Source organism: Micromonospora sp. NBC_00858, assembly GCF_045207365.1.
Lineage (GTDB): Bacteria > Actinomycetota > Actinomycetes > Mycobacteriales > Micromonosporaceae > Micromonospora.
Genome location: NZ_CP108828.1, coordinates 60,025 through 77,751 on the forward strand (window position 1 = coordinate 60,025; position 17,727 = coordinate 77,751).

18 protein-coding genes are annotated in these 17,727 nt (G+C 71.1%); 13 read left to right on the forward strand and 5 right to left on the reverse strand.

Annotated elements, in window-relative coordinates:
- Positions 1–144: 144 nt before the first annotated feature.
- Both OG990_RS00300 and OG990_RS00305 read left to right on the forward strand, forming a co-directional pair.
- Complete coding sequence (locus OG990_RS00300; protein WP_406081607.1) at positions 145–858, forward strand: helix-hairpin-helix domain-containing protein; 714 nt, start codon at positions 145–147, stop codon at positions 856–858.
- Positions 855–3,272, forward strand: a complete 2,418-nt coding sequence (locus OG990_RS00305) for a ComEC/Rec2 family competence protein (protein ID WP_406078567.1) — start codon at positions 855–857, stop codon at positions 3,270–3,272. Before OG990_RS00300 ends, OG990_RS00305 begins: the two co-directional genes overlap by 4 nt.
- 14 nt (positions 3,273–3,286) lie before the next feature.
- Here the strand turns inward: OG990_RS00305 and OG990_RS00310 are convergent, their stop codons facing one another.
- Entirely contained in the window at positions 3,287–3,415 is a 129-nt protein-coding gene (locus tag OG990_RS00310; RefSeq protein ID WP_328419377.1) for a hypothetical protein, read from the reverse strand.
- Between the two features lie 812 nt (positions 3,416–4,227).
- On the opposite strand from OG990_RS00310, the gene holA reads away from it, so the two are divergent.
- Both holA and OG990_RS00320 read left to right on the forward strand, forming a co-directional pair.
- On the forward strand, positions 4,228–5,208 hold the full coding sequence (holA, locus tag OG990_RS00315; RefSeq protein WP_386984701.1) for a DNA polymerase III subunit delta: 981 nt from the start codon (positions 4,228–4,230) through the stop codon (positions 5,206–5,208).
- Positions 5,205–5,690 carry a hypothetical protein gene (locus OG990_RS00320; protein WP_386984496.1) on the forward strand — a complete coding sequence of 162 codons (486 nt, stop codon included), beginning with the start codon at positions 5,205–5,207 and terminating at the stop codon, positions 5,688–5,690. Before holA ends, OG990_RS00320 begins: the two co-directional genes overlap by 4 nt.
- 16 nt (positions 5,691–5,706) lie before the next feature.
- Here OG990_RS00320 and rpsT read toward each other — a convergent pair whose 3' ends face one another.
- Both rpsT and OG990_RS00330 read right to left on the reverse strand, forming a co-directional pair.
- Entirely contained in the window at positions 5,707–5,973 is a 267-nt protein-coding gene (gene rpsT, locus OG990_RS00325) for a 30S ribosomal protein S20 (protein ID WP_109818418.1), read from the reverse strand.
- A gap of 182 nt (positions 5,974–6,155) precedes the next feature.
- Positions 6,156–7,145: a phosphotransferase family protein gene (locus OG990_RS00330; RefSeq protein ID WP_406078568.1), complete on the reverse strand. Its 990-nt coding sequence runs from the start codon at positions 7,143–7,145 to the stop codon at positions 6,156–6,158.
- A 61-nt stretch (positions 7,146–7,206) separates the two neighbouring features.
- On the opposite strand from OG990_RS00330, the gene OG990_RS00335 reads away from it, so the two are divergent.
- The 8 genes from OG990_RS00335 to OG990_RS00370 all read left to right on the forward strand — a co-directional run bounded on the left by OG990_RS00335 (position 7,207) and on the right by OG990_RS00370 (position 15,299).
- On the forward strand, positions 7,207–7,743 hold the full coding sequence (locus tag OG990_RS00335) for a DUF4240 domain-containing protein (protein ID WP_328419370.1): 537 nt from the start codon (positions 7,207–7,209) through the stop codon (positions 7,741–7,743).
- 145 nt (positions 7,744–7,888) lie between these two features.
- Positions 7,889–9,766 (forward strand): translation elongation factor 4, encoded by a 1,878-nt coding sequence (gene lepA, locus OG990_RS00340; RefSeq protein ID WP_328419368.1) that lies wholly within the window; start codon positions 7,889–7,891, stop codon positions 9,764–9,766.
- Between the two features lie 487 nt (positions 9,767–10,253).
- Positions 10,254–10,538, forward strand: a complete 285-nt coding sequence (locus OG990_RS00345; protein WP_328419366.1) for a GlsB/YeaQ/YmgE family stress response membrane protein — start codon at positions 10,254–10,256, stop codon at positions 10,536–10,538.
- A 378-nt stretch (positions 10,539–10,916) separates the two neighbouring features.
- Entirely contained in the window at positions 10,917–11,201 is a 285-nt protein-coding gene (locus OG990_RS00350; protein WP_091410004.1) for a GlsB/YeaQ/YmgE family stress response membrane protein, read from the forward strand.
- A 232-nt stretch (positions 11,202–11,433) separates the two neighbouring features.
- Positions 11,434–12,723 carry a sugar ABC transporter substrate-binding protein gene (locus OG990_RS00355; RefSeq protein ID WP_328419364.1) on the forward strand — a complete coding sequence of 430 codons (1,290 nt, stop codon included), beginning with the start codon at positions 11,434–11,436 and terminating at the stop codon, positions 12,721–12,723.
- Positions 12,720–13,703, forward strand: a complete 984-nt coding sequence (locus tag OG990_RS00360; protein WP_328419362.1) for a sugar ABC transporter permease — start codon at positions 12,720–12,722, stop codon at positions 13,701–13,703. The genes OG990_RS00355 and OG990_RS00360 overlap by 4 nt, the downstream gene beginning before the upstream one ends.
- A complete protein-coding gene (locus OG990_RS00365; protein WP_328419360.1) occupies positions 13,703–14,533 on the forward strand; it encodes a carbohydrate ABC transporter permease in 831 nt (276 codons plus the stop codon). The genes OG990_RS00360 and OG990_RS00365 overlap by 1 nt, the downstream gene beginning before the upstream one ends.
- A gap of 124 nt (positions 14,534–14,657) precedes the next feature.
- The gene (locus OG990_RS00370) at positions 14,658–15,299 is read left to right on the forward strand and encodes an MOSC domain-containing protein (protein ID WP_355609083.1); all 642 of its coding nucleotides are present in this window, start codon (positions 14,658–14,660) and stop codon (positions 15,297–15,299) included.
- 89 nt (positions 15,300–15,388) lie between these two features.
- On the opposite strand, the gene map is transcribed toward OG990_RS00370, so the two are convergent.
- Positions 15,389–16,207: a type I methionyl aminopeptidase gene (map, locus tag OG990_RS00375; RefSeq protein WP_386984483.1), complete on the reverse strand. Its 819-nt coding sequence runs from the start codon at positions 16,205–16,207 to the stop codon at positions 15,389–15,391.
- A 102-nt stretch (positions 16,208–16,309) separates the two neighbouring features.
- Between map and OG990_RS00380 the strand changes: the two genes are divergently transcribed.
- Entirely contained in the window at positions 16,310–16,576 is a 267-nt protein-coding gene (locus OG990_RS00380; protein ID WP_355609080.1) for a helix-turn-helix transcriptional regulator, read from the forward strand.
- Between the two features lie 90 nt (positions 16,577–16,666).
- Here the strand turns inward: OG990_RS00380 and OG990_RS00385 are convergent, their stop codons facing one another.
- Entirely contained in the window at positions 16,667–17,569 is a 903-nt protein-coding gene (locus OG990_RS00385) for a phytanoyl-CoA dioxygenase family protein (RefSeq protein ID WP_386984481.1), read from the reverse strand.
- Between the last annotated feature and the right edge of the window lie 158 nt (positions 17,570–17,727).

Here is a 17,727-nt window from a genome sequence, read left to right on the forward strand (position 1 = left end):
CCACACTGGCGTTACTTGTCCACAGGGCGAGGCCAGGCCGCGCCGCCGCGCCGTCCGTCGCCATAGCGTCGCGTCGTGTCGCACGACGAGGAGACAGAGGTACGCCAGCGTCTGCGCCGGCTGACGGCCCCGCCGGTCGGCGCGTTGCCGCCCCGGGCCGGGGTGCCGCTGGTGGAGCCGGACGCGGGCGGGCTGCCGGGGCCGGACGGCCTCGCAGCCGGGCCGGGTTCGCGGCTGCCCGGTCCCGGGGCGTTCGACCCGGGGCGGCGCGGCGTGCGGGCGCTGGCGGTCGTGGCCGCGGTGGTCGTGCTCGGTGCCGCCGGTTGGGCCTGGCGGTCCCGGCCGCAGCAGGAGCTGGTCGCGCCGCTGGCCAGCGAGGCCGCTCCGGCCACCTCGGCGGGTGACCCCAGCGCCTCCGGCTCGGGCGAGCTGGTGGTGGCGGTCGCCGGCAAGGTCCGTCGACCCGGGCTGGTGCGGTTGCCGGCCGGATCCCGCCTCGCCGACGCGGTGCAGGCGGCCGGCGGCGCGCTGCCCGGTGTCGACGTGGCGCTGCTCAATCCCGCCCGCAAGGTCACCGACGGGGAGCTGATCGTGGTGGGGGTGACGCCACCGCCGGTGCCGGGCGATGCGGCCGGCCCGGCGGCGGGTGGGGCGGCACCCGCCGCCGGGCCGCTGAACCTCAACACCGCCACACTGGCGCAGCTCGACGCGTTGCCCGGAGTCGGGCCGGTGCTCGCCCAGCGGATCCTCACGCACCGGGATCAGCACGGCGGGTTCAAGTCCGTCGGCGACCTGCGCCAGGTCGACGGGATCGGCGACGCCCGCTACGAGCAGCTCAAGGATCTGGTGACGGTGTGAGGGGCCAGCCCGTCGCCGATGACCCGCCGCCGGGCGGCTTGAGCGCCGACCAACCCCAGCCCTCGCCGCCGGACCTGCGGCTGGCCGGGCTCGCCGTGGCCGCCTGGCTCAGCGCACTCGCCGGCCTGCACCTCGGCGCCCGGCCGGTCCTGATGCTGGGCGGCACAGCCGCCGGCCTGACGGCGTTGAGCGCCCTGCACCTGCTCGGCCGCCTCGGCCACCCCCGTGCCACCGCCCGCCGGTACGGCTGGATCGCTGTGGCGGTCGGCCTCGGCGTGGTCTGCGGCGCGACAGCCACCGCCGCCCGGCTCGTCGTCCGGGACGCGCAGCCGATCCGCGTCCTGGCCGAGCAGCACGCCCCGGTCACCGCTGACCTGGTCGTCCGGGACGATCCGCGTCCGATCCGGTCCGCCGCGCGGCGGGGCATGTTGCTGGTGCCGACGGAGCTGGTGCGATTCACCGGCCCGGACGGCCGACGGGTCGAAGCATCGGTGCGGTTGCTGATTCTGGCCACCGACCCGGCCTGGCGGGGGTTGCTGCCCGGGCAGCGCCTCACCGCCGAGGGTCGGCTCGGCGTCCCGCGCGGAGGTGACCTCACCGCTGCGGTGCTCAGCACCACCGGCCCGCCCGTGCGGCACGGTGTGCCGTCCTGGGCACAGCGCGCCGCCGGGACGCTGCGCGCCGGCCTGCAACGGGCCTGCGCGCCGCTCCCCGACGAGCCGGGTGGTCTGCTGCCCGGGCTGGTGGTGGGCGACACCAGTCGGCTGCCACCCAGCGTCGAGGAAGACTTCCAGGCCACCGGCATGACGCATTTGAACGCCGTCTCCGGTTCCAACGTGGCGATCGTCGTGGGCGCGGTGCTGCTGCTGGCCCGGTGGGCGCGGGCCGGCCCGTGGCTCGCCGCCGGGCTCTGCGGGGTGGCGCTGGTGGGTTTCGTCATCCTGGTGCGCCCGTCGCCGAGTGTCGTGCGGGCCGCCACGATGGGCGCGATCGGGCTCGCCGCGCTGGCGGCAGGCCGGCCCCGGGCCGCGCTGCCCGCGTTGGCCGCCGCCGTCACCGTGCTGGTGCTGGCCGACCCGGAGTTGGCCGGCGACGCCGGGTTCGCGCTCTCCGTGCTGGCCACCGGTGGCCTGCTGCTGCTCGCCCCGCGCTGGCGAGACGGGCTGCGCCGACGGGGCGTCCCGACCGGGCTGGCCGAGGCACTGGCCGTGCCGGCGGCCGCGCAACTGGCCTGCGGGCCGGTCGTCGCCGGCATCTCGGGCACGGTCAGCCTGGTGGCGGTGCCGGCCAACCTGCTGGCGGTGCCTGCCATCGCGCCGGCCACCGTGCTGGGCGTGCTGGCGGCCACCGTGTCGCCGCTCTGGCCGGCCGGCGCCGAGTTTGCCGCCTGGCTGGCGAGCTGGCCGGCCTGGTGGCTGGTGGTCATCGCCAAGCAGGGCGCCCGACTGCCGGCCGGCACCCTGCCGTGGCCGGGCGGGGTGTGGGGCGCCCTGCTGCTGGCCGGGCTGACCGTGGCGCTGCTGATCGCGGTGCGCCGGCCGCTGGTGCGCCGGCTGGTGGCGGTGGTCGGCGTGGCCGCGCTGCTGGGCGCCCTCCCGGTCCGACTGGTGGCCTCCGGGTGGCCGCCGTCCGGCTGGGTGGTGGTGGCCTGCGCGGTCGGTCAGGGCGACGCCCTGGTGCTGCCGGTCGCCCCGGGCCGGGCGGTGGTGGTGGACGCCGGTCCGGAGCCGTCGGCGGTGGACGGCTGCCTGCGCCGGCTCGGCGTCCGGGAGGTGCCGCTGCTGGTGGTCAGCCACTTCCACGCCGACCACGTGGGCGGGGTGGCCGGGGTCTTCCGGGGGCGCCGGGTGGCCGCCGTGTTGACGCCACAGTCGACGGATCCGGAGAACGGGCGGGAGTTGGTACGTGCGGCGGCGACCGCCGGGCGGGCCGCGGTGCTGACCACCGTCGCCGGTGCCCGCCATCCGGTCGGCGGAGTCGACCTGCTCGTGCTCGGCCCGCCCTACCCGCTGGCCGGAACGAGGTCCGACCCGAACAACAACTCGCTTATGTTGCGGGCCACGGTGGCCGGGGTTCGGATCCTGCTGCCCGGCGACGCCGAGACCGAGGAGCAGCACGCGATCCTGGCGCGGGCAGGGCCGGGGCAGTTGCGGGCTGAGGTGTTGAAGGTGGCCCACCACGGCTCGGCGTACCAGGATCCGGGGTTTCTCGACGCCGTCCGGCCGGCCGTCGCCCTGGTGCCGGTGGGCACCGGCAACACCTACGGGCACCCGAATCCGGGGCTGCTCGCCCGGCTGAGCAGGGGCGGTGCCCGGGTGTTGCGGACCGACACCGACGGGGACCTGGCGGCGATCCGGGCGGGCGATGGCCTGGCCGTGGTCCGCCGGGGCGTGCCGGCGGGTCAGCGCCCCTGACGGCCGGGCGCCGGTCAGCCGGTGAGGAGGTTGACCAGGATGCCTGCGGGGATCGACGCGGCAACCCCGGCCAGGAACCACCAGATCTGGGACTGCTGGCCCCTGCGGGTGGTCTCCACGATCGTCGTGATGCCCCTCAGCATCTCGTCAGGTGTCGGCGAGTGAGCCGCCATCGTGGCCCGCGTGGAAAGGTTCGACGCGGGCGCCTCCGGTCGCCGGACCCGGCTGGTCGCCGAGTGGGAGTCGCGTGCCTGCGACGCACGGAATCGGGGGCCTGCCTCGCCCGGCCGTGCGGCCGGCCGTTCTGACGGTCTCCCCCATGGTGCCGGCCCGGTCTGGTGCGGATACGACGGCGGCGCATCGGTGGTTGGTGGGAACCATGGCTCAGGCAGGTCGTCCAGCGGAGGTGGGGGCGGCGGTGCGGTGGTGCCGCGCCACGGAGCGCTCCCCACCCGGATATCTCCGTCGCCCGGCCGGGTCTCGCTCGTCCCCTGGTCGTGCTCGCCAACATGGCCGGGGCGCTGGCCGATCGGAGGGACGTCCTCCAACCTTCTCGCTTCGACGATGTTCGCGCTGCGTCCGGGTTCGACGACGTTCGCACGGCGTCCGACCCTGGTGAGGAGTACAGCCGTCGACAGCAGGAGGAGGTCGAGCGCGACCGCGACGACAGACCACGGCGTCGGAACGAAGTAGCCCGCCGTGCCGACTGCGATGGCCGCCGCGATCGAGAGCCGGGATGCGTTTCTCACCCGGGTAATCGAAGCACTTCAGTGCATCGGACGCTACGCACGACATGGCCTCGACATCAGCGCTCGCTGGTGCTGTTGCCGTTCACGTCTGCCGTCTTATGCATTAGATAATGAAATGCGATAAATGTCGGGATTTGCACTGAGTGCGGGCTACGCCGACTGAGCGGCGAATGACCAGGCACGATCCCACCGTGGGCCGTGCGAATATGGGCGGCGTGACCCCCGCCAGCCTCGCCCCCATTCTGCTCGTCCTCGGCGATGAGGAACTGCTCGCCACGCGCGCCGTGACCGAAGCGATCGCGAGGGTCCGCAGCGTCGACCCCGAGGTGGACGTCCGCGAGTACCAGGCGAGCGCGCTCACCGTCGGCGAGATCGCCGAGATGCTCAGCCCGTCGCTGTTCGGCGGGCGGCGGCTGCTCATCCTGCGCTCCGGCCAGGATGCCCGCAAGGACCTGGTCACCGCGCTGCTCGCGTACGCGAAGAACCCCGACCCGGAGGTTCAGCTGCTGGTGCTGCATCTGGGCGCTGCCAAGGGCAAGGCATTCGCCGACGGGCTGCGGGCGGCGGGCGCGACGGTGGTCCCGGCGGCGAAGCTCAAGGGGCACCGCGAGCGGGTGGCCTTCGTCCGCGACGAGATTCGTCGGGCCGGTGGCAAATGCACCGACGACGCCGCCGAGGCGCTGATCGCGGCGGTCGGCAACGACCTGCGCGAGCTGGCCGCCGCCTGCTCCCAACTGATCGCCGACACCGACGGGCGGATCAGCGCCGACACCGTCTCCCGCTACTACCGGGGTCGGGTCGAGGTGACCGGCTTCACGGTGGCGGACGCCACCATGGTCGGCGACGTGCCGGCGGCTTTGGAGGCGCTGCGCTGGGCCCTGCACGTTGGGGTCGACCCGGTGCCCATCGCCGACGCCCTGGCCGACGGGGTGCGCACGGTGGCCCGGGTCGCGTCGGCCGGGCGGGGCAACCCGTACCAGCTCGCCAGCAGCCTCGGCATGCCGGCCTGGAAGATCGAGCGGGCGCAGCGACAGGGGCGCGGCTGGACGCCTGAGGGCCTGGTCCGGGCCATGCAGGTCGCCGCCGAGTGCAACGCGGCCGTCAAGGGCGGCTCGGACGACCGGGCGTACGCCCTGGAGCGTGCCGTCTTTTCGGTCGCGGCAGCCCGGCAGGGCAGCGGCCGGTGACCGGGCCGAACCGTACGGCGTGGGCCACCATCCCCGCCGATGAGGAGCGTTACCGGCCGCTCTACGCCCGGCTCCTCAACCTGCGGTTCGTCAACCCCGGCGGGGTGCTCTGCTTTCTCTTCTTCGAGGGCACCATCGCGCTGGCCGCACTGCTCGCCCTCGCCGAGCTGGTCACCTGGTGGTCCGTGCTGGTGCTGCCGGCCGTGGTGGCGGTGATGGTCAAACTCAACGACATGGTGGCCGCGATCGTGGTCCGCTCCGCCGCGCTCGTGCCCGAGCAGGAACGGGATCGCTTCCGCCGCCAGATGGAGCCGGTTGTCGGCCGGGCCCGGGTGGAGTGGATCTCGCACAGCGTCACCGGCGTGGTGATCGACGCCGATCCGGCGCGGCCTGTTCGCCCGGACCGGGCGGACCGACCGACGCCAGCGACCGAGGCTGGACACACGGAAGCCCCGGACCGGAGTCCGGGGCTTTCCGAATAGGTCTGACGGTGAGTCGTCAGGCGGAGAGAGCCACCACGCGCTTGGCGATCGCGGACTTGCGGTTCGCGGCCTGGTTGGAGTGGATCACGCCCTTGCTGACGGCCTTGTCCAGCTTGCGCGAGGCGTCCTGCATCAGCGCGGTGGCCTTCTCGACGTCACCGGCCTCAGCAGCCTCGTTGAACTTCCGGACGGCGGTCTTCAGCGACGACTTGACCGACTTGTTGCGCAGCCGGGCCTTCTCGTTCTGCCGGTTGCGCTTGATCTGGGACTTGATGTTCGCCACGCGACAGCCTCGTCTTGATAGCTCGGGTTGGTCAGCTTATGCGCGGGATGACGAACATGCGTCATCGCTGCGCGAAGAGCCAGGTTACCAGGTCGCCCGGGACGAGCCAAAACGGCCGGCCACCGCGCGGCCGAACGCGTCGATCACCCGGCCCATCGAGGACAAGTTTACGCCCCGGCCGGTCACCGCCAGCCCTGGCGGTGGGCGAGCCAGTCGAGTGCCTGCTCGCCACTCCACCGCTGGTGCGCGGGCAGATGCGGCGAGGCCGTCACCGGCGCTGCCGCGGCGCCGGTGAGGTAGTAGCCGGCCAATGCGGCCAGGGTGGCGTCCAGCGCGTCCGGGGGTGCGCCCGCGGTCACCGGGTGCGCGGCGAAGAGGCGGTCCGCGTCCAGGCCGCCGGCGTACGCGGTGATCAGCAGGCCGGCCAGATCGAACCAGGCCGGCCCGTGGCAGACCCAGGTCCAGTCGCAGAACCAGGCCCGGCCGTCCGTACCTATGAGCACGTTGTCCACCCGCAGGTCGCCGTGGATCAGGCCGGTCACACCGGCGGCGTACCGGGGGAGGCGGGACTCCAGCGCCACCAGCTCGGGCAGCCGGTCCCGCAGGGGCGGCGGCAGCACCGGCGACGGCTCCCGACCGGCCGCGACCTCCTCCCACCAGAGGATGTCCGACCGGGCCAGGTCGGCCAGGTGCGGCAGGCCGAGCGCGGTCAGCTCGACCGGCGGGTCGGACAGCGCGGCGGCGACCTCGGCGTACCCGGTGAGCGTGGCGTCCAGCTCGGCCGGCACCCAGGGCAGCTGCGGCGTGTGGCCGTCGACGGCGTCGGTGCACAGCACGAACCAGCCGGCCTCGGACAGCGTCCACCGGGGGCGGGGCGCCGGCAGGCCGGCCGGCAGCCGGTCGAGGATCGCGGCCTCCCGGGCGTACCAGTCGACCAGGTGCGGTTGCTCGGCGGCGGGTGCGGCCTTGACGAAGACCCGGCCGCCATCGGCGGTGCCGAGCACGGCGGCGAAGCCCCGGGTGAAGCCCGCGCCGGCGACCCGGGCGGTGACCACCGGCGCGCCGAGCCGGTCGGCGATCGCGTCCCGCAGCGCCGCCGGCAACGACGGCCACGACGGGCGCAGCGCACTCGCGTGGTACGGGACCGGAGGCAACGGCGTGGGGGACGACACCCCACCATGCTGCCCCGGGGTACGTGCGCGGCGTGCGGCGACACTGCGAGACTGCCAAGCCATGAGGACCGAGGACTTCTGGCAGCTGATCGACCAGGCCCGTGCCGGCGGTGGGGGAGAACCGGGTCCGGTCGCCGCGCGGGCTGTCGCGCTGCTCGCCGAGCGTGACCCGGAGGACATCGTCGGATACGCCCGGCACCAGACGCGGGTGCTGGCCGCCTCGCACAAGGCGGATCTCTGGGGAGCGGCGTACCTGATCAACGGGGGTGCCTCGGCGGACGGCTTCGAGCACTTCCGGGGCTGGCTGATGACCCAGGGCCGGGCGGTCTTCGCCCGCGCGGTCACCGACCCGGACTCGCTGGCCGAGCTGCCCCAGGTGCGGGCCGCCTCGCTCAGCGGCGAGGAGTTCTCCGCCGAGCACATGTTGGCGGTGCCCTGGGACGCGTACCGCAAGGCCACCGCGGCGGAACTGCCGGCGGACCGGGAGCCGGTGCGCGCGCCGGACCTCAACGACTTCTGGGACTTCGACGACGAGGAGGAGGCCCGCCGCCGGCTGCCCCGGCTGGCCGCGCTCTTCGTTGAGCCACCGATGGAGTGAGGTGTTGGGCGGTTCGGCGCCCAGTGCCGGGGTCGCGGGGTAGGGAGGATCGCCCGCGCAGCGGACGCACCCCGGCGGCGTGGGAGCATAGAGGGGGTCGGCGGCGCGCCGGCCTGCTCACGTCAGCCGACCAGAACGGACCGCTGTGCCACCGAAGCTCGATCCCGGCGCGAACGCTCCTGGTGCCACCGACCCCGGTCGCATCCGGAACTTCGGCATCATCGCCCACATCGATCACGGGAAGTCGACCCTGGCCGACCGGATGTTGCAGCTCACCGGTGTGGTCGACCCCCGGCAGATGCGCGCCCAGTATCTGGACCGGATGGACATCGAGCGCGAGCGCGGCATCACCATCAAGAGTCAGGCCGTCCGGATGCCGTGGACCATCCGCGAGGGCGAGCGGACCGGCGAGCACGCGGTGCTCAACATGATCGACACCCCGGGGCACGTCGACTTCACCTACGAGGTGTCCCGGTCGTTGGCCGCCTGCGAGGGGGCCGTGCTGCTGGTCGACGCCGCGCAGGGCATCGAGGCGCAGACCCTGGCCAACCTCTACCTGGCCCTTGAGAACGACCTGCGCATCATTCCGGTGCTCAACAAGATCGACCTGCCGGCCGCCCAGCCGGAGAAGTACGCCGAGGAGTTGGCGCACCTGATCGGCGGCGACCCTGCCGACTGCATCCGGGTCTCTGGCAAGACCGGCGAGGGGGTTCCGTACCTGCTCGACGAGATTGTCCGGCAGTTCATCCCGCCGGTCGGTGACGCCGAGGCGCCCGCCCGGGCGATGATCTTCGACTCGGTGTACGACGTCTACCGCGGCGTGGTCACCTACGTGCGGGTCATCGACGGCCGGATCAGCGCCCGGGACCGGATCAAGATGATGTCCACCGGGGCGGTACACGAACTGCTGGAGATCGGCGTCATCTCGCCGGAGATGGTGAAGGCCGAGGCGCTCGGTGTCGGCGAGGTCGGTTACCTGATCACCGGCGTGAAGGACGTCCGGCAGTCCCGGGTCGGTGACACGGTCACCATCAACAGCCGGCCGGCGTCCGAGGCGCTGGGTGGCTACAAGGACCCGAAGCCGATGGTCTACTCCGGCCTCTATCCGATCGACGGGTCCGACTACCCCAACCTGCGTGAGGCGCTGGACAAGCTCAAGCTCAACGACGCCGCGCTGGACTACGAGCCGGAGACCTCCGGGGCGCTCGGCTTCGGCTTCCGCTGTGGCTTCCTCGGCCTGCTCCACCTGGAGATCATCCGGGAGCGGCTGGAGCGCGAGTACAACCTCGACCTGATCTCCACCGCGCCGAACGTGGTCTACCGGGCGATCACGGACGACGGCGAGGAAATCGTCGTCACCAACCCCAGCGAGTACCCGACCGGCAAGATCGCCGAGGTGTACGAGCCGGTGGTCCGGGCCACCGTGCTGACGCCCAACGACTACGTGGGCGCGGTGATGGAGCTGTGCCAGGGCCGGCGCGGCAGCCTGCTCGGCATGGACTACCTCTCCGCCGACCGGGTCGAGCTGCGCTACACGCTGCCCCTCGCGGAGATCATCTACGACTTCTTCGACCAGTTGAAGAGCCGGACCAAGGGCTACGCCTCGCTGGACTACGAGCCCTCCACCGAGCAGGCGTCGGACCTGGTGAAGGTGGACATCCTGCTGCACGGCGAGCCGGTGGACGCGTTCAGCGCCATCGTGCACAAGGACAAGGCGTACAACTACGGCGTCACCATCGCCGCCAAGCTGCGCACCCTGATCCCGCGCCAGCAGTTCGAGGTGCCGATCCAGGCGGCCATCGGCAGCCGGGTCATCGCCCGGGAGACCATCCGGGCGATCCGCAAGGACGTGCTCGCCAAGTGCTACGGCGGTGACATCAGCCGTAAGCGCAAGCTGCTGGAGAAGCAGAAGGAAGGCAAGAAGCGGATGAAGATGGTGGGCCGGGTCGAGGTGCCGCAGGAGGCCTTCATCGCCGCCCTCTCCTCCGACTCCGGCGACGGCAAGGCCGCCGGCAAGAAGTGACCCCGACGCTGGTCCGCCGGCGCTGACTCACGAGAACCGCCGGTACGCCGGCGCTGACTGACGAGAACGGCCGGTGCCCCGGCCGGGCCGGTCGCCACGATCAGGCGTACGGCCGGGGGCGCCGGCCGTCGCCGTGTCCGGATCCCGGTGGCCCGCTGCCTGCCGCCCGTCGTGGGCAGAGCGCCAGCACGGCCTGGCGGCTGGCGGCAGGGCTTGCTCGCGACAGGGCGCGCTGGCGACAGACGGCTGACGGCTGGCGGCTGGTGAAGAAAATTTTCTCCGCCTCGCCGTGCGGTGGGCGACCCGACGAGATGGCCTTCTACCTGGTTGGACGCGCTCCCGTGCCAATCGACGCACCCGTCCGGCATTGACGTGTGCCGCTCTCCGTTGCGAGTGAGTCGGTTTGGATTTCAGGTGGGTCGGGAACTTAGCGGTCACGACAGGAAGCACACATTGTGTGTCAGACATTCTTTGAAGGAGGGCGATCGTGGAGCTCACCGTGTGGGGCATCATCACTGCGCTTGTTGTTGGTCTCATCATCGGGGCCCTGGGCCGCCTGGTCGTCCCGGGCCGGCAGAACATGCCCATGTGGCTGCACATGCTGATCGGCGTCGGCGCGGCCCTGCTGGGCACGGTACTGGCGCGGGCCATCGGCATCGCGACGGAGACCAGCGGGATCGACTGGGGCGAGCTGCTGGTGCAGGTCGTCGTGGCGGCCATCGCGGTCGCGCTGGTGGCAGGTGTGGGTAGCCGCCGCAGCGTCACCCGATAACACCCCCCAACATCACCTCGTACCACCGCAGCACTTCCGATGGGCGCCCGGCCAACAGGCCGGGCGCCCATCGGCGTTCACCGGGCCGCCCGGGGTGACCGCGTCGCGCGATGGCCTCAAGATCCGCGCACTTTCGCCGAAAGTGCTGTCTCAACCCGTTGGGAGGCAGCACTTTCGGCGATGTTGCGCGGATCTTGCTGCATCTCCCGAGAGGCCGGTTGCCGCGGGAGAGCGGTCGCCGGTGGAACACGTCCGTGTATGCCTGATCGTGATCCTCTGGTGGACAAAGTCGGTTTGGAATTTCGGTGGATCGGGCACTTAGCGGTCACGACAGGAAGCGCACGTTGTGCGTCAGACATTCTTTGAAGGAGGGCGACCGTGGAGCTCACCGTGTGGGGCATCATCACTGCCATCGTTGTTGGTCTCATCGTCGGCGCGCTGGGCCGCCTGGTCGTCCCAGGCCGGCAGAACATGCCGATCTGGCTGCACCTGCTGATCGGCGTCGGCGCGGCCCTGCTGGGCACGGTGCTGGCGCGGGCCATCGGCATCGCGACCGAGACCAGCGGGATCGACTGGGCCGAGCTGCTGGTGCAGGTCGTGGTGGCCGCGATCGCGGTCGCGTTGGTGGCTGGCGTGGGTCGCCGCCGCAGCGTCACCCGATAACGACCTGGCATCACCTACGACCACCGCACTACTGAAAGAAGCGCCCGGCCATCGGCCGGGCGCTTCTTCGTGCTGAAGTGCCCGACTTCGGCCTGATGCCACGGTCCCTTTCGCCGATCCGCTGCGGTACGGTCGCCTCGCTCCGTCGATGCGCCCACTGTCGTAAAGGAATTCTTCGTACTAGGGTGCGGCGTGGAAGGTTAGTTCCAGGCGGCGCGAGGGGAGAAGTGGCGTGAACAGGTGGAAGCGGCTGGCCCCGGTCACTGCCGTAGTGGCCTCGGCCGCGATGGTGCTGACCGGCTGCGGCGGGGGCTCCGATGACGACGCGGCCGACAACAGCAAGCTCACGGTCTGGATGATGGGCGAGGGCGGCGACGCGCAGAACGCCTTCCTCGACGGAGTCGAGACCGAGTTCCGGCAGAAGCACCCCGACACCGACGTGGTGGTGCAGTACCTCCCGTGGCTCGAGGCGCCCAAGAAGTTCCAGGCCGCGCTCGCCGGCGGTGAGGGACCGGACATCACCGAGCTGGGCAACACTGAGACCCAGGGCTGGGCGGCCCAGGAGGCACTCGCCGACGTGAGCGGGCGGATGGGTGGCTGGACCGACGGCAAGGACCTGCTGCCCGACCTCGTCCGCAACGCGCAGCTCGACGGCAAGCAGTACGGCGTGCCCTGGTACGCCGGCGTCCGGGCCATCTACTACCGCACCGACTGGTTCGCCGAGGCGGGCGTGCAGCCGCCGAAGACCTGGGACGAGCTGGTCAGCGCGGCCAAGGCCGTGCAGGCCAAGAAGCCGGGCACCTACGGCATCGCGTTGCCGGGCAACTCCGAGCTGCCGTTCTACTCCTTCCTCTGGGGGGCCGGCGGTGAGATCGCCAGCAACCAGGGCGGCACCTGGAAGTCCGGCTACACCACCCCCGAGGCGCAGCGGGCGGTCAAGTTCTGGACCGACCTGGTGACCGTGCACAAGGTGGCTCCGCCGGCGGCGGCAGGCTGGAACGAGATCGACGCCCGCACCCAGTTCGCCACCGGCAAGGCCGCGATGGCGTTCGCCGGTAGCTGGCAGCAGGGTGCCATCAAGAAGGACAACCCCGAGATCGAGAAGGTCTGGGGTACGTTCCCGATCCCCGGCCCCGACGGCAAGGCGGCACCCGCTTTCGCCGGTGGGTCGGACCTGGCGATCTGGAAGGACAGTGAGCGCCAGGACCTGGCCTGGGACTACCTGACCGTGCTGCTGAACAAGAAGAACTCGCAGAGCTTCGCGAGCAGCCTCGGCTTCTTCCCGGTCTACCAGGACCTGGTCGCCGGCGACACGTACGCCAACGACAAGATCATGGCGGCGTTCGCCACCACCATGCAGAACACCAAGCTCACGCCGCTCACCCCGAAGTGGGTGGAGGTCAGCCGGACGAAGACGGTGACCCAGGCGATGAACAGCTCGGTCATGAAGGGTCAGAAGACGGTCGAGAAGGCTACCGCCGATGCGGCCGGTGAGATGGAAAGCATCCTCAACGCCAAGTGACCACGCTGACCGAGGCGCCGGAGGCCGCTGCCGCGCGGGAGACCCCCGCGCGGCGGCGCCGCCCGGTGGACCGCCTGCCCTACCTGCTGCTCCTGCCCGCGCTGGTGATCATCGGTGTGCTGCTGCTCTGGCCGCTCGGCCAGGTGGTGACGATGTCCTTCTACCGGCTGAACAGCGTCCGGCAACTGCGCGGCGACCGGGAGTGGCCATGGGTGGGGCTGGGCAACTACACCGAGATCCTCTCGGATCCGTTCTTCCTGACCGTGCTGCGCAACACGGTCCTGTTCGCCGCGGCCAACGTGCTGCTCACGATGGTTCTCGGCACCCTGGTCGGGCTGCTGCTCAACCGGCTCGGCCGCAAGATGGCCACCTTCGTGGCCAGCTGCGTGATGCTTGCCTGGGCCACCCCGGCGCTGACCGGCACGATCGTCTGGAAGTGGATCTTCGACGACACGAGCGGCCTGGTCACCTGGCTGTTCAACGCGCTGCCGGACGGCCTCTCCAACGGCCTGTTCGGCCGCAGTGACTGGACCGGCTACGGCTGGTTCAACTCGCCACTGCTCTTCTTCGCCATCCTCACCCTGGTGGTGGTCTGGCACTCGTTCCCGTTCATCGCGGTGAGCGTGCTCGCCGGCCTGAAGAGCGTGCCGAGCGAGCTGCACGAGGCGGCCCGGGTGGATGGCGCCAGCCCTTGGCGGGTGTTCTGGAAGATCACCTTCCCGCTGCTGCGCCCGGTCTTCGGGATCCTGATCGTGCTCTCCACCATCTGGGACTTCAAGGTCTTCACCCAACAGTTCGTGCTGGCTGGCGGCACCCAGGACCGGCCGACGTTCATGCTCTCCATCTACTCCTACGCGGAGGCGTTCTCGCCGCCGCCGAAGTACGGCCTCGGTGCGGCCATCGCGGTGATCCTCACGCTGATCCTGCTCGTGGTCACCGGCTTCTACGTGCGGATGGTGCTCAAGCAGGAGGACGAGTAGTGAAGAAGGTCGCCCTCAACGCCGCCGGGCTGCTGGTCGCGCTCTTCGCGGCCTTCCCCGTCTACTGGATGATCTCCACCTCGCTGAAGCCGAGCAGCGAGATCTTCTCGGCCACCCCGCAGCCGGTGCCGACCCACCCGACGCTGACGCACTACCGGGAGATCCTGACCGGCAACCTCATCCCCGGCGTGAGCTTCTTCGACTTCTTCCTCAACAGCGCGCTGGTGGCGGTCTCGACGGTGGTGCTCAGTGGCCTGGTCGCGCTGCTCGCCGCGACGGCGGTCGCCCGGTTCCGGTTCAAGCTGCGGACCAGCTTCCTGATCATGCTGCTGGTGGTGCAGATGATCCCGCTGGAGGCGTTGGTCATCCCGCTGTTCCTGATGATCCAGCGGCTCGGGCTCTACAACACCCTGCCCAGCCTGATCCTCACGTACCTCGGCTTCTCGCTGCCGTTCGCGGTCTGGATGCTGCGGGGCTTCGTCGCGGCCGTGCCCAAGGAACTGGAGGAGGCGGCGGCCATCGACGGGGCCACCCGGGCCCAGACCTTCCGCCGGATCCTCTTCCCGCTGGTGGCGCCCGGCCTGGTGGCCACCAGCATCTTCTCCTTCATCACCGCGTGGAACGAGCTGATCTTCGCGCTGACGTTCATCAACGACCAGGGTCGCTACACCCTGCCGGTGGCGATGACTTTCTTCTTCGGCCGGGACGACACCAACTGGGGGCCGGTGATGGCCGCCTCCACCCTGTTCACCCTGCCGGTCATCATCTTCTTCCTGCTGGTGCAACGACGGATGGTCTCCGGCCTGGTCGCCGGCGCCGTCAAGGGCTGACCAGGGCAGGCAGCGTCGGGGCTGACCGACCGCGTGCGGCCCAGGCCGTCTGGGCCGCCACGCCGCGTCGAGTGCGGGTATCGGCGGGCGCGTCGGGCGCAGCGCCGCCACTAGGCTGACCGTCATGACGGGCAGGGTGGCAGCGGTGAACCTCGGCGTGGTGACCGAGGCGGAGTGGGCCGGCGACGCGAGCGGTCGCAGCGGCATCGACAAGCGACCGGTCGACGGGCCGGTGCCGCTGCTCGCCGGTGGCCTGGTCGGCGACTTCATCGCCGAGCGCGCCCACCACGGCGGGCCGGACAAGGCCGTCTACGCGTACGCCGAGGAGGACGCCGCGTGGTGGTCCGCGGAGATCGGCCGCGCCGTCCGGCCCGGCGGCTTCGGCGAGAACCTGACCACCTACGCGGTCGACGTGACCGGGGCGGTGATCGGCGAGCAGTGGGCGATCGGCACGGCGGTGCTCCAGGTGACCATGCCGCGTACCCCCTGCACCACGTTCGCCGGCTTCTGGGGGATGCCCGACCTGATCCGGCGCTTCACCGTGCGTGCCACCCCGGGGGCGTACCTGCGGGTGCTGCGCGAGGGCGAGGTGGGTGCCGGTGACCCGGTCGAGGTCGTGGAGCGGCCGGCGCACGGGGTGACCATCGGCGAGGTGTTCCGGGCGACCAGCCTGGAGCCGGAGTTGCTGCCCCGGCTGCTCGACGCGGAGGACCTGCCGGTGGCGATCAGGGAGAAGGCCCGCCGCCGCCTCGCCAGCCGCGCCTGACCGACCACCGACCGCGCCTGACACTTGGCTGTCCTCGGGGCGCTACACCCTTGCTCCGTCCGACCGCGCACGTCCCGAAGCGGCGCTCGTCAGGACGTCGCGGCCGACTGCCCGCTGCGGGTGCCCTGCCTCGTGTCGTGCCCGGGGCGGGGGGTCAGCACCTGGGGGCCGGCCTTGGTGATCGCGACGGTGTGCTCGGAGTGGGCCGTGCGCGAGCCGTCCGCGGACCGGATCGTCCACCCGTCCTTGTCATATTTGATCTTGTCGGTGCTGTGGCAGAACCACGGCTCGATCGCGATCGTCAGGCCGGGCTTGAGCTTCATGCCCCGGCCGGGGCGGCCGTCGTTGGCCACGTGTGGGGCCTCGTGCATGGTGCGGCCGATGCCGTGCCCGCCGAATTCGGCGTTGACCTGGTAGCCGTAGCGGCGGGCGACCTCGCCGATGGCGGCGGAGATGTCGCCGAGCTGATTGCCCAGCCGTGCGGCGTCGATCCCGGCCTCCAGCGCGGCCTCGGTGGCCTCGATCAGCTTCAGGTCATCCGGGGAGGGGGTGCCGATGACGGCGGACAGTGCGGAGTCGGCGACCCAGCCGTCGATCCCGACCGCCATGTCGATGCTCAGCAGGTCACCGTCGCGCAGGGCGTAGTTGTGCGGCAGGCCGTGCAGCACGGCGTCGTTGACCGAGAGGCACAGGACGTTGCGGAACGGGCCGCGACCGAACGACGGTGTGTAGTCCCAGTAGCAGGACTCGGCGCCACGCTCCTTGATCCGGCGACGGGCGTGGTGCTCGAGGTCCATCAGGTTGACCCCGACGGCGGCGACCTCCCGCAGCTCCGCCAGCAGCTCGCCGACGAACTGGCCGGTCACGGCCATCCGTTCGATCTCCTCAGGGGACTTAAGCTCGATCACGATCAACCCTTCCCTCTTCGTGGCGGTATATTTATACCACGCTGGTCGGCGCGCCGGCCGGTGGGCGTTGCCGGTCCGAGAAGGCGGATCTATCCTGCTGACATGGTTCGCCCACCGCTCACACCTGAACAGATCGCAGCGGGGCAACGTCTCGGGGCGGCGCTTCGGGTCGCCCGAGGTGGTCGCAGCCCCGTCGAGGTGGCCTTGGCGGCCGGCATCTCACCGGAGACGCTGCGCAAGATCGAGGTGGGCCGGCTCCCGGCACCCGCGTTCGGCACGGTGGTCTGCCTCAGCGAGGTCCTCGGCGTCGCGCTCAGCGACCTGGCCGAGGTGTGGCTGGCCGACCTGCGCCTCCGCGAAGCGTCCTAACCGCGGGCCGGCCGCGCCGAAGGGCCGGCCGGGCGGCGGATGCGCGAGAGCCCCCGACATCGGCGATGTCAGGGGCTCTCGGCTAACGACTCAGCGAAGCCAGGGGATGTTGCGGTCCAGCAGGCCGCGCTCCTTGAGCTCCTTGCGCAGCGGGATCTCGTCGTCGACGTACCCGTCCCAGTTGATGCCCCAGTAGTTGGCGGTGTGGGTGCCCTCACCGATCAACTGGCGCTGCACCGGCGTGCGGTTGCGGTACCACTCGCCGTTCAGGTCCGGGTGCAGCTCGTCCAGCGGGCGGATCCACCGGTAGGTGTAGCCCACGAAGAGCATCTTGCGGGTGATGGTCGACAGGTTCGTCGACCGGGAGTGCCACTGCCGGCGGTCGAAGATGAAGGCGTCGCCCGGCTTGGCGGTGATCTCCACCGTGCCCTCCGGGTCGGGGTTGTGCACGCTGAGGTCCTTGGGCCGGTCCAGCGAGTTCCACAGGTGGCTGCCCGGGATGACCTTGGTGGCGCCGCGGCCGGTCTCGGAGAGGTCGGAGAGCACGTACGCGACCTTCAGCGAGAACATCGGCCGGGGCAGGTTCGGGTCCATCGTCTCCGGGTCGGAGTTCTGCCGGTACCCGTCCTGGTGCCAACCCCAGTACGGCTTCTCCGGCTCGGCGGCCGGCGGAGTGACGTCCAGGTGGTTGTGGTGGGTGTAGATGTTCCAGCCGGCCAGCCCCCACATGTACGGGAAGGCGATCGGGTGGGTGAGCAGCTCACCGAAGAGCTCGTCGCGCTCCAGGAAGCCCAGCAGGTGCAGGGTGCCGTCCTTCTTGGTGGTGCCCTTTGCCTGCTCCTCCGCGTAGACGCGGTCGACCGCCGCCTCCAGCGCCGCCCGGTGGTCCTCCGTCAGGACGTTGCGCAGCAGGAGGAAGCCCTGCTCGTGAAACTCCTTGCGGTCAGTGTCGCTGATCGGTTCGTAGCCGGTCCGGTCGCCGTAATCGAACACCGCGTCGTACCCCTCCCCATGAGGTGAAACCATTTCTGGCACAGGCCGCCGATCGTAACGCGATCACCTTGGCAGCGGGGAGTGCGCATGACAGGAATGGACCTCAGCCGGACCATGCGCAGCGGAGCCACTCCGTAGAGTCAGATTTTCGCGATAAA

Excerpts from the sequence above, each read along its gene's own strand:
- holA (WP_386984701.1), top strand. The coding sequence starts at position 4,228 with ATGGGCGGCGTGACCCCCGCCAGCCTCGCCCCCATTCTGCTCGTCCTC.
- OG990_RS00310 (WP_328419377.1), bottom strand. The coding sequence starts at position 3,415 with ATGCTGAGGGGCATCACGACGATCGTGGAGACCACCCGCAGGGGCCAG.
- OG990_RS00370 (WP_355609083.1), top strand. The coding sequence starts at position 14,658 with ATGACGGGCAGGGTGGCAGCGGTGAACCTCGGCGTGGTGACCGAGGCG.
- OG990_RS00335 (WP_328419370.1), top strand. The coding sequence starts at position 7,207 with ATGAGGACCGAGGACTTCTGGCAGCTGATCGACCAGGCCCGTGCCGGC.
- OG990_RS00380 (WP_355609080.1), top strand. The coding sequence starts at position 16,310 with ATGGTTCGCCCACCGCTCACACCTGAACAGATCGCAGCGGGGCAACGT.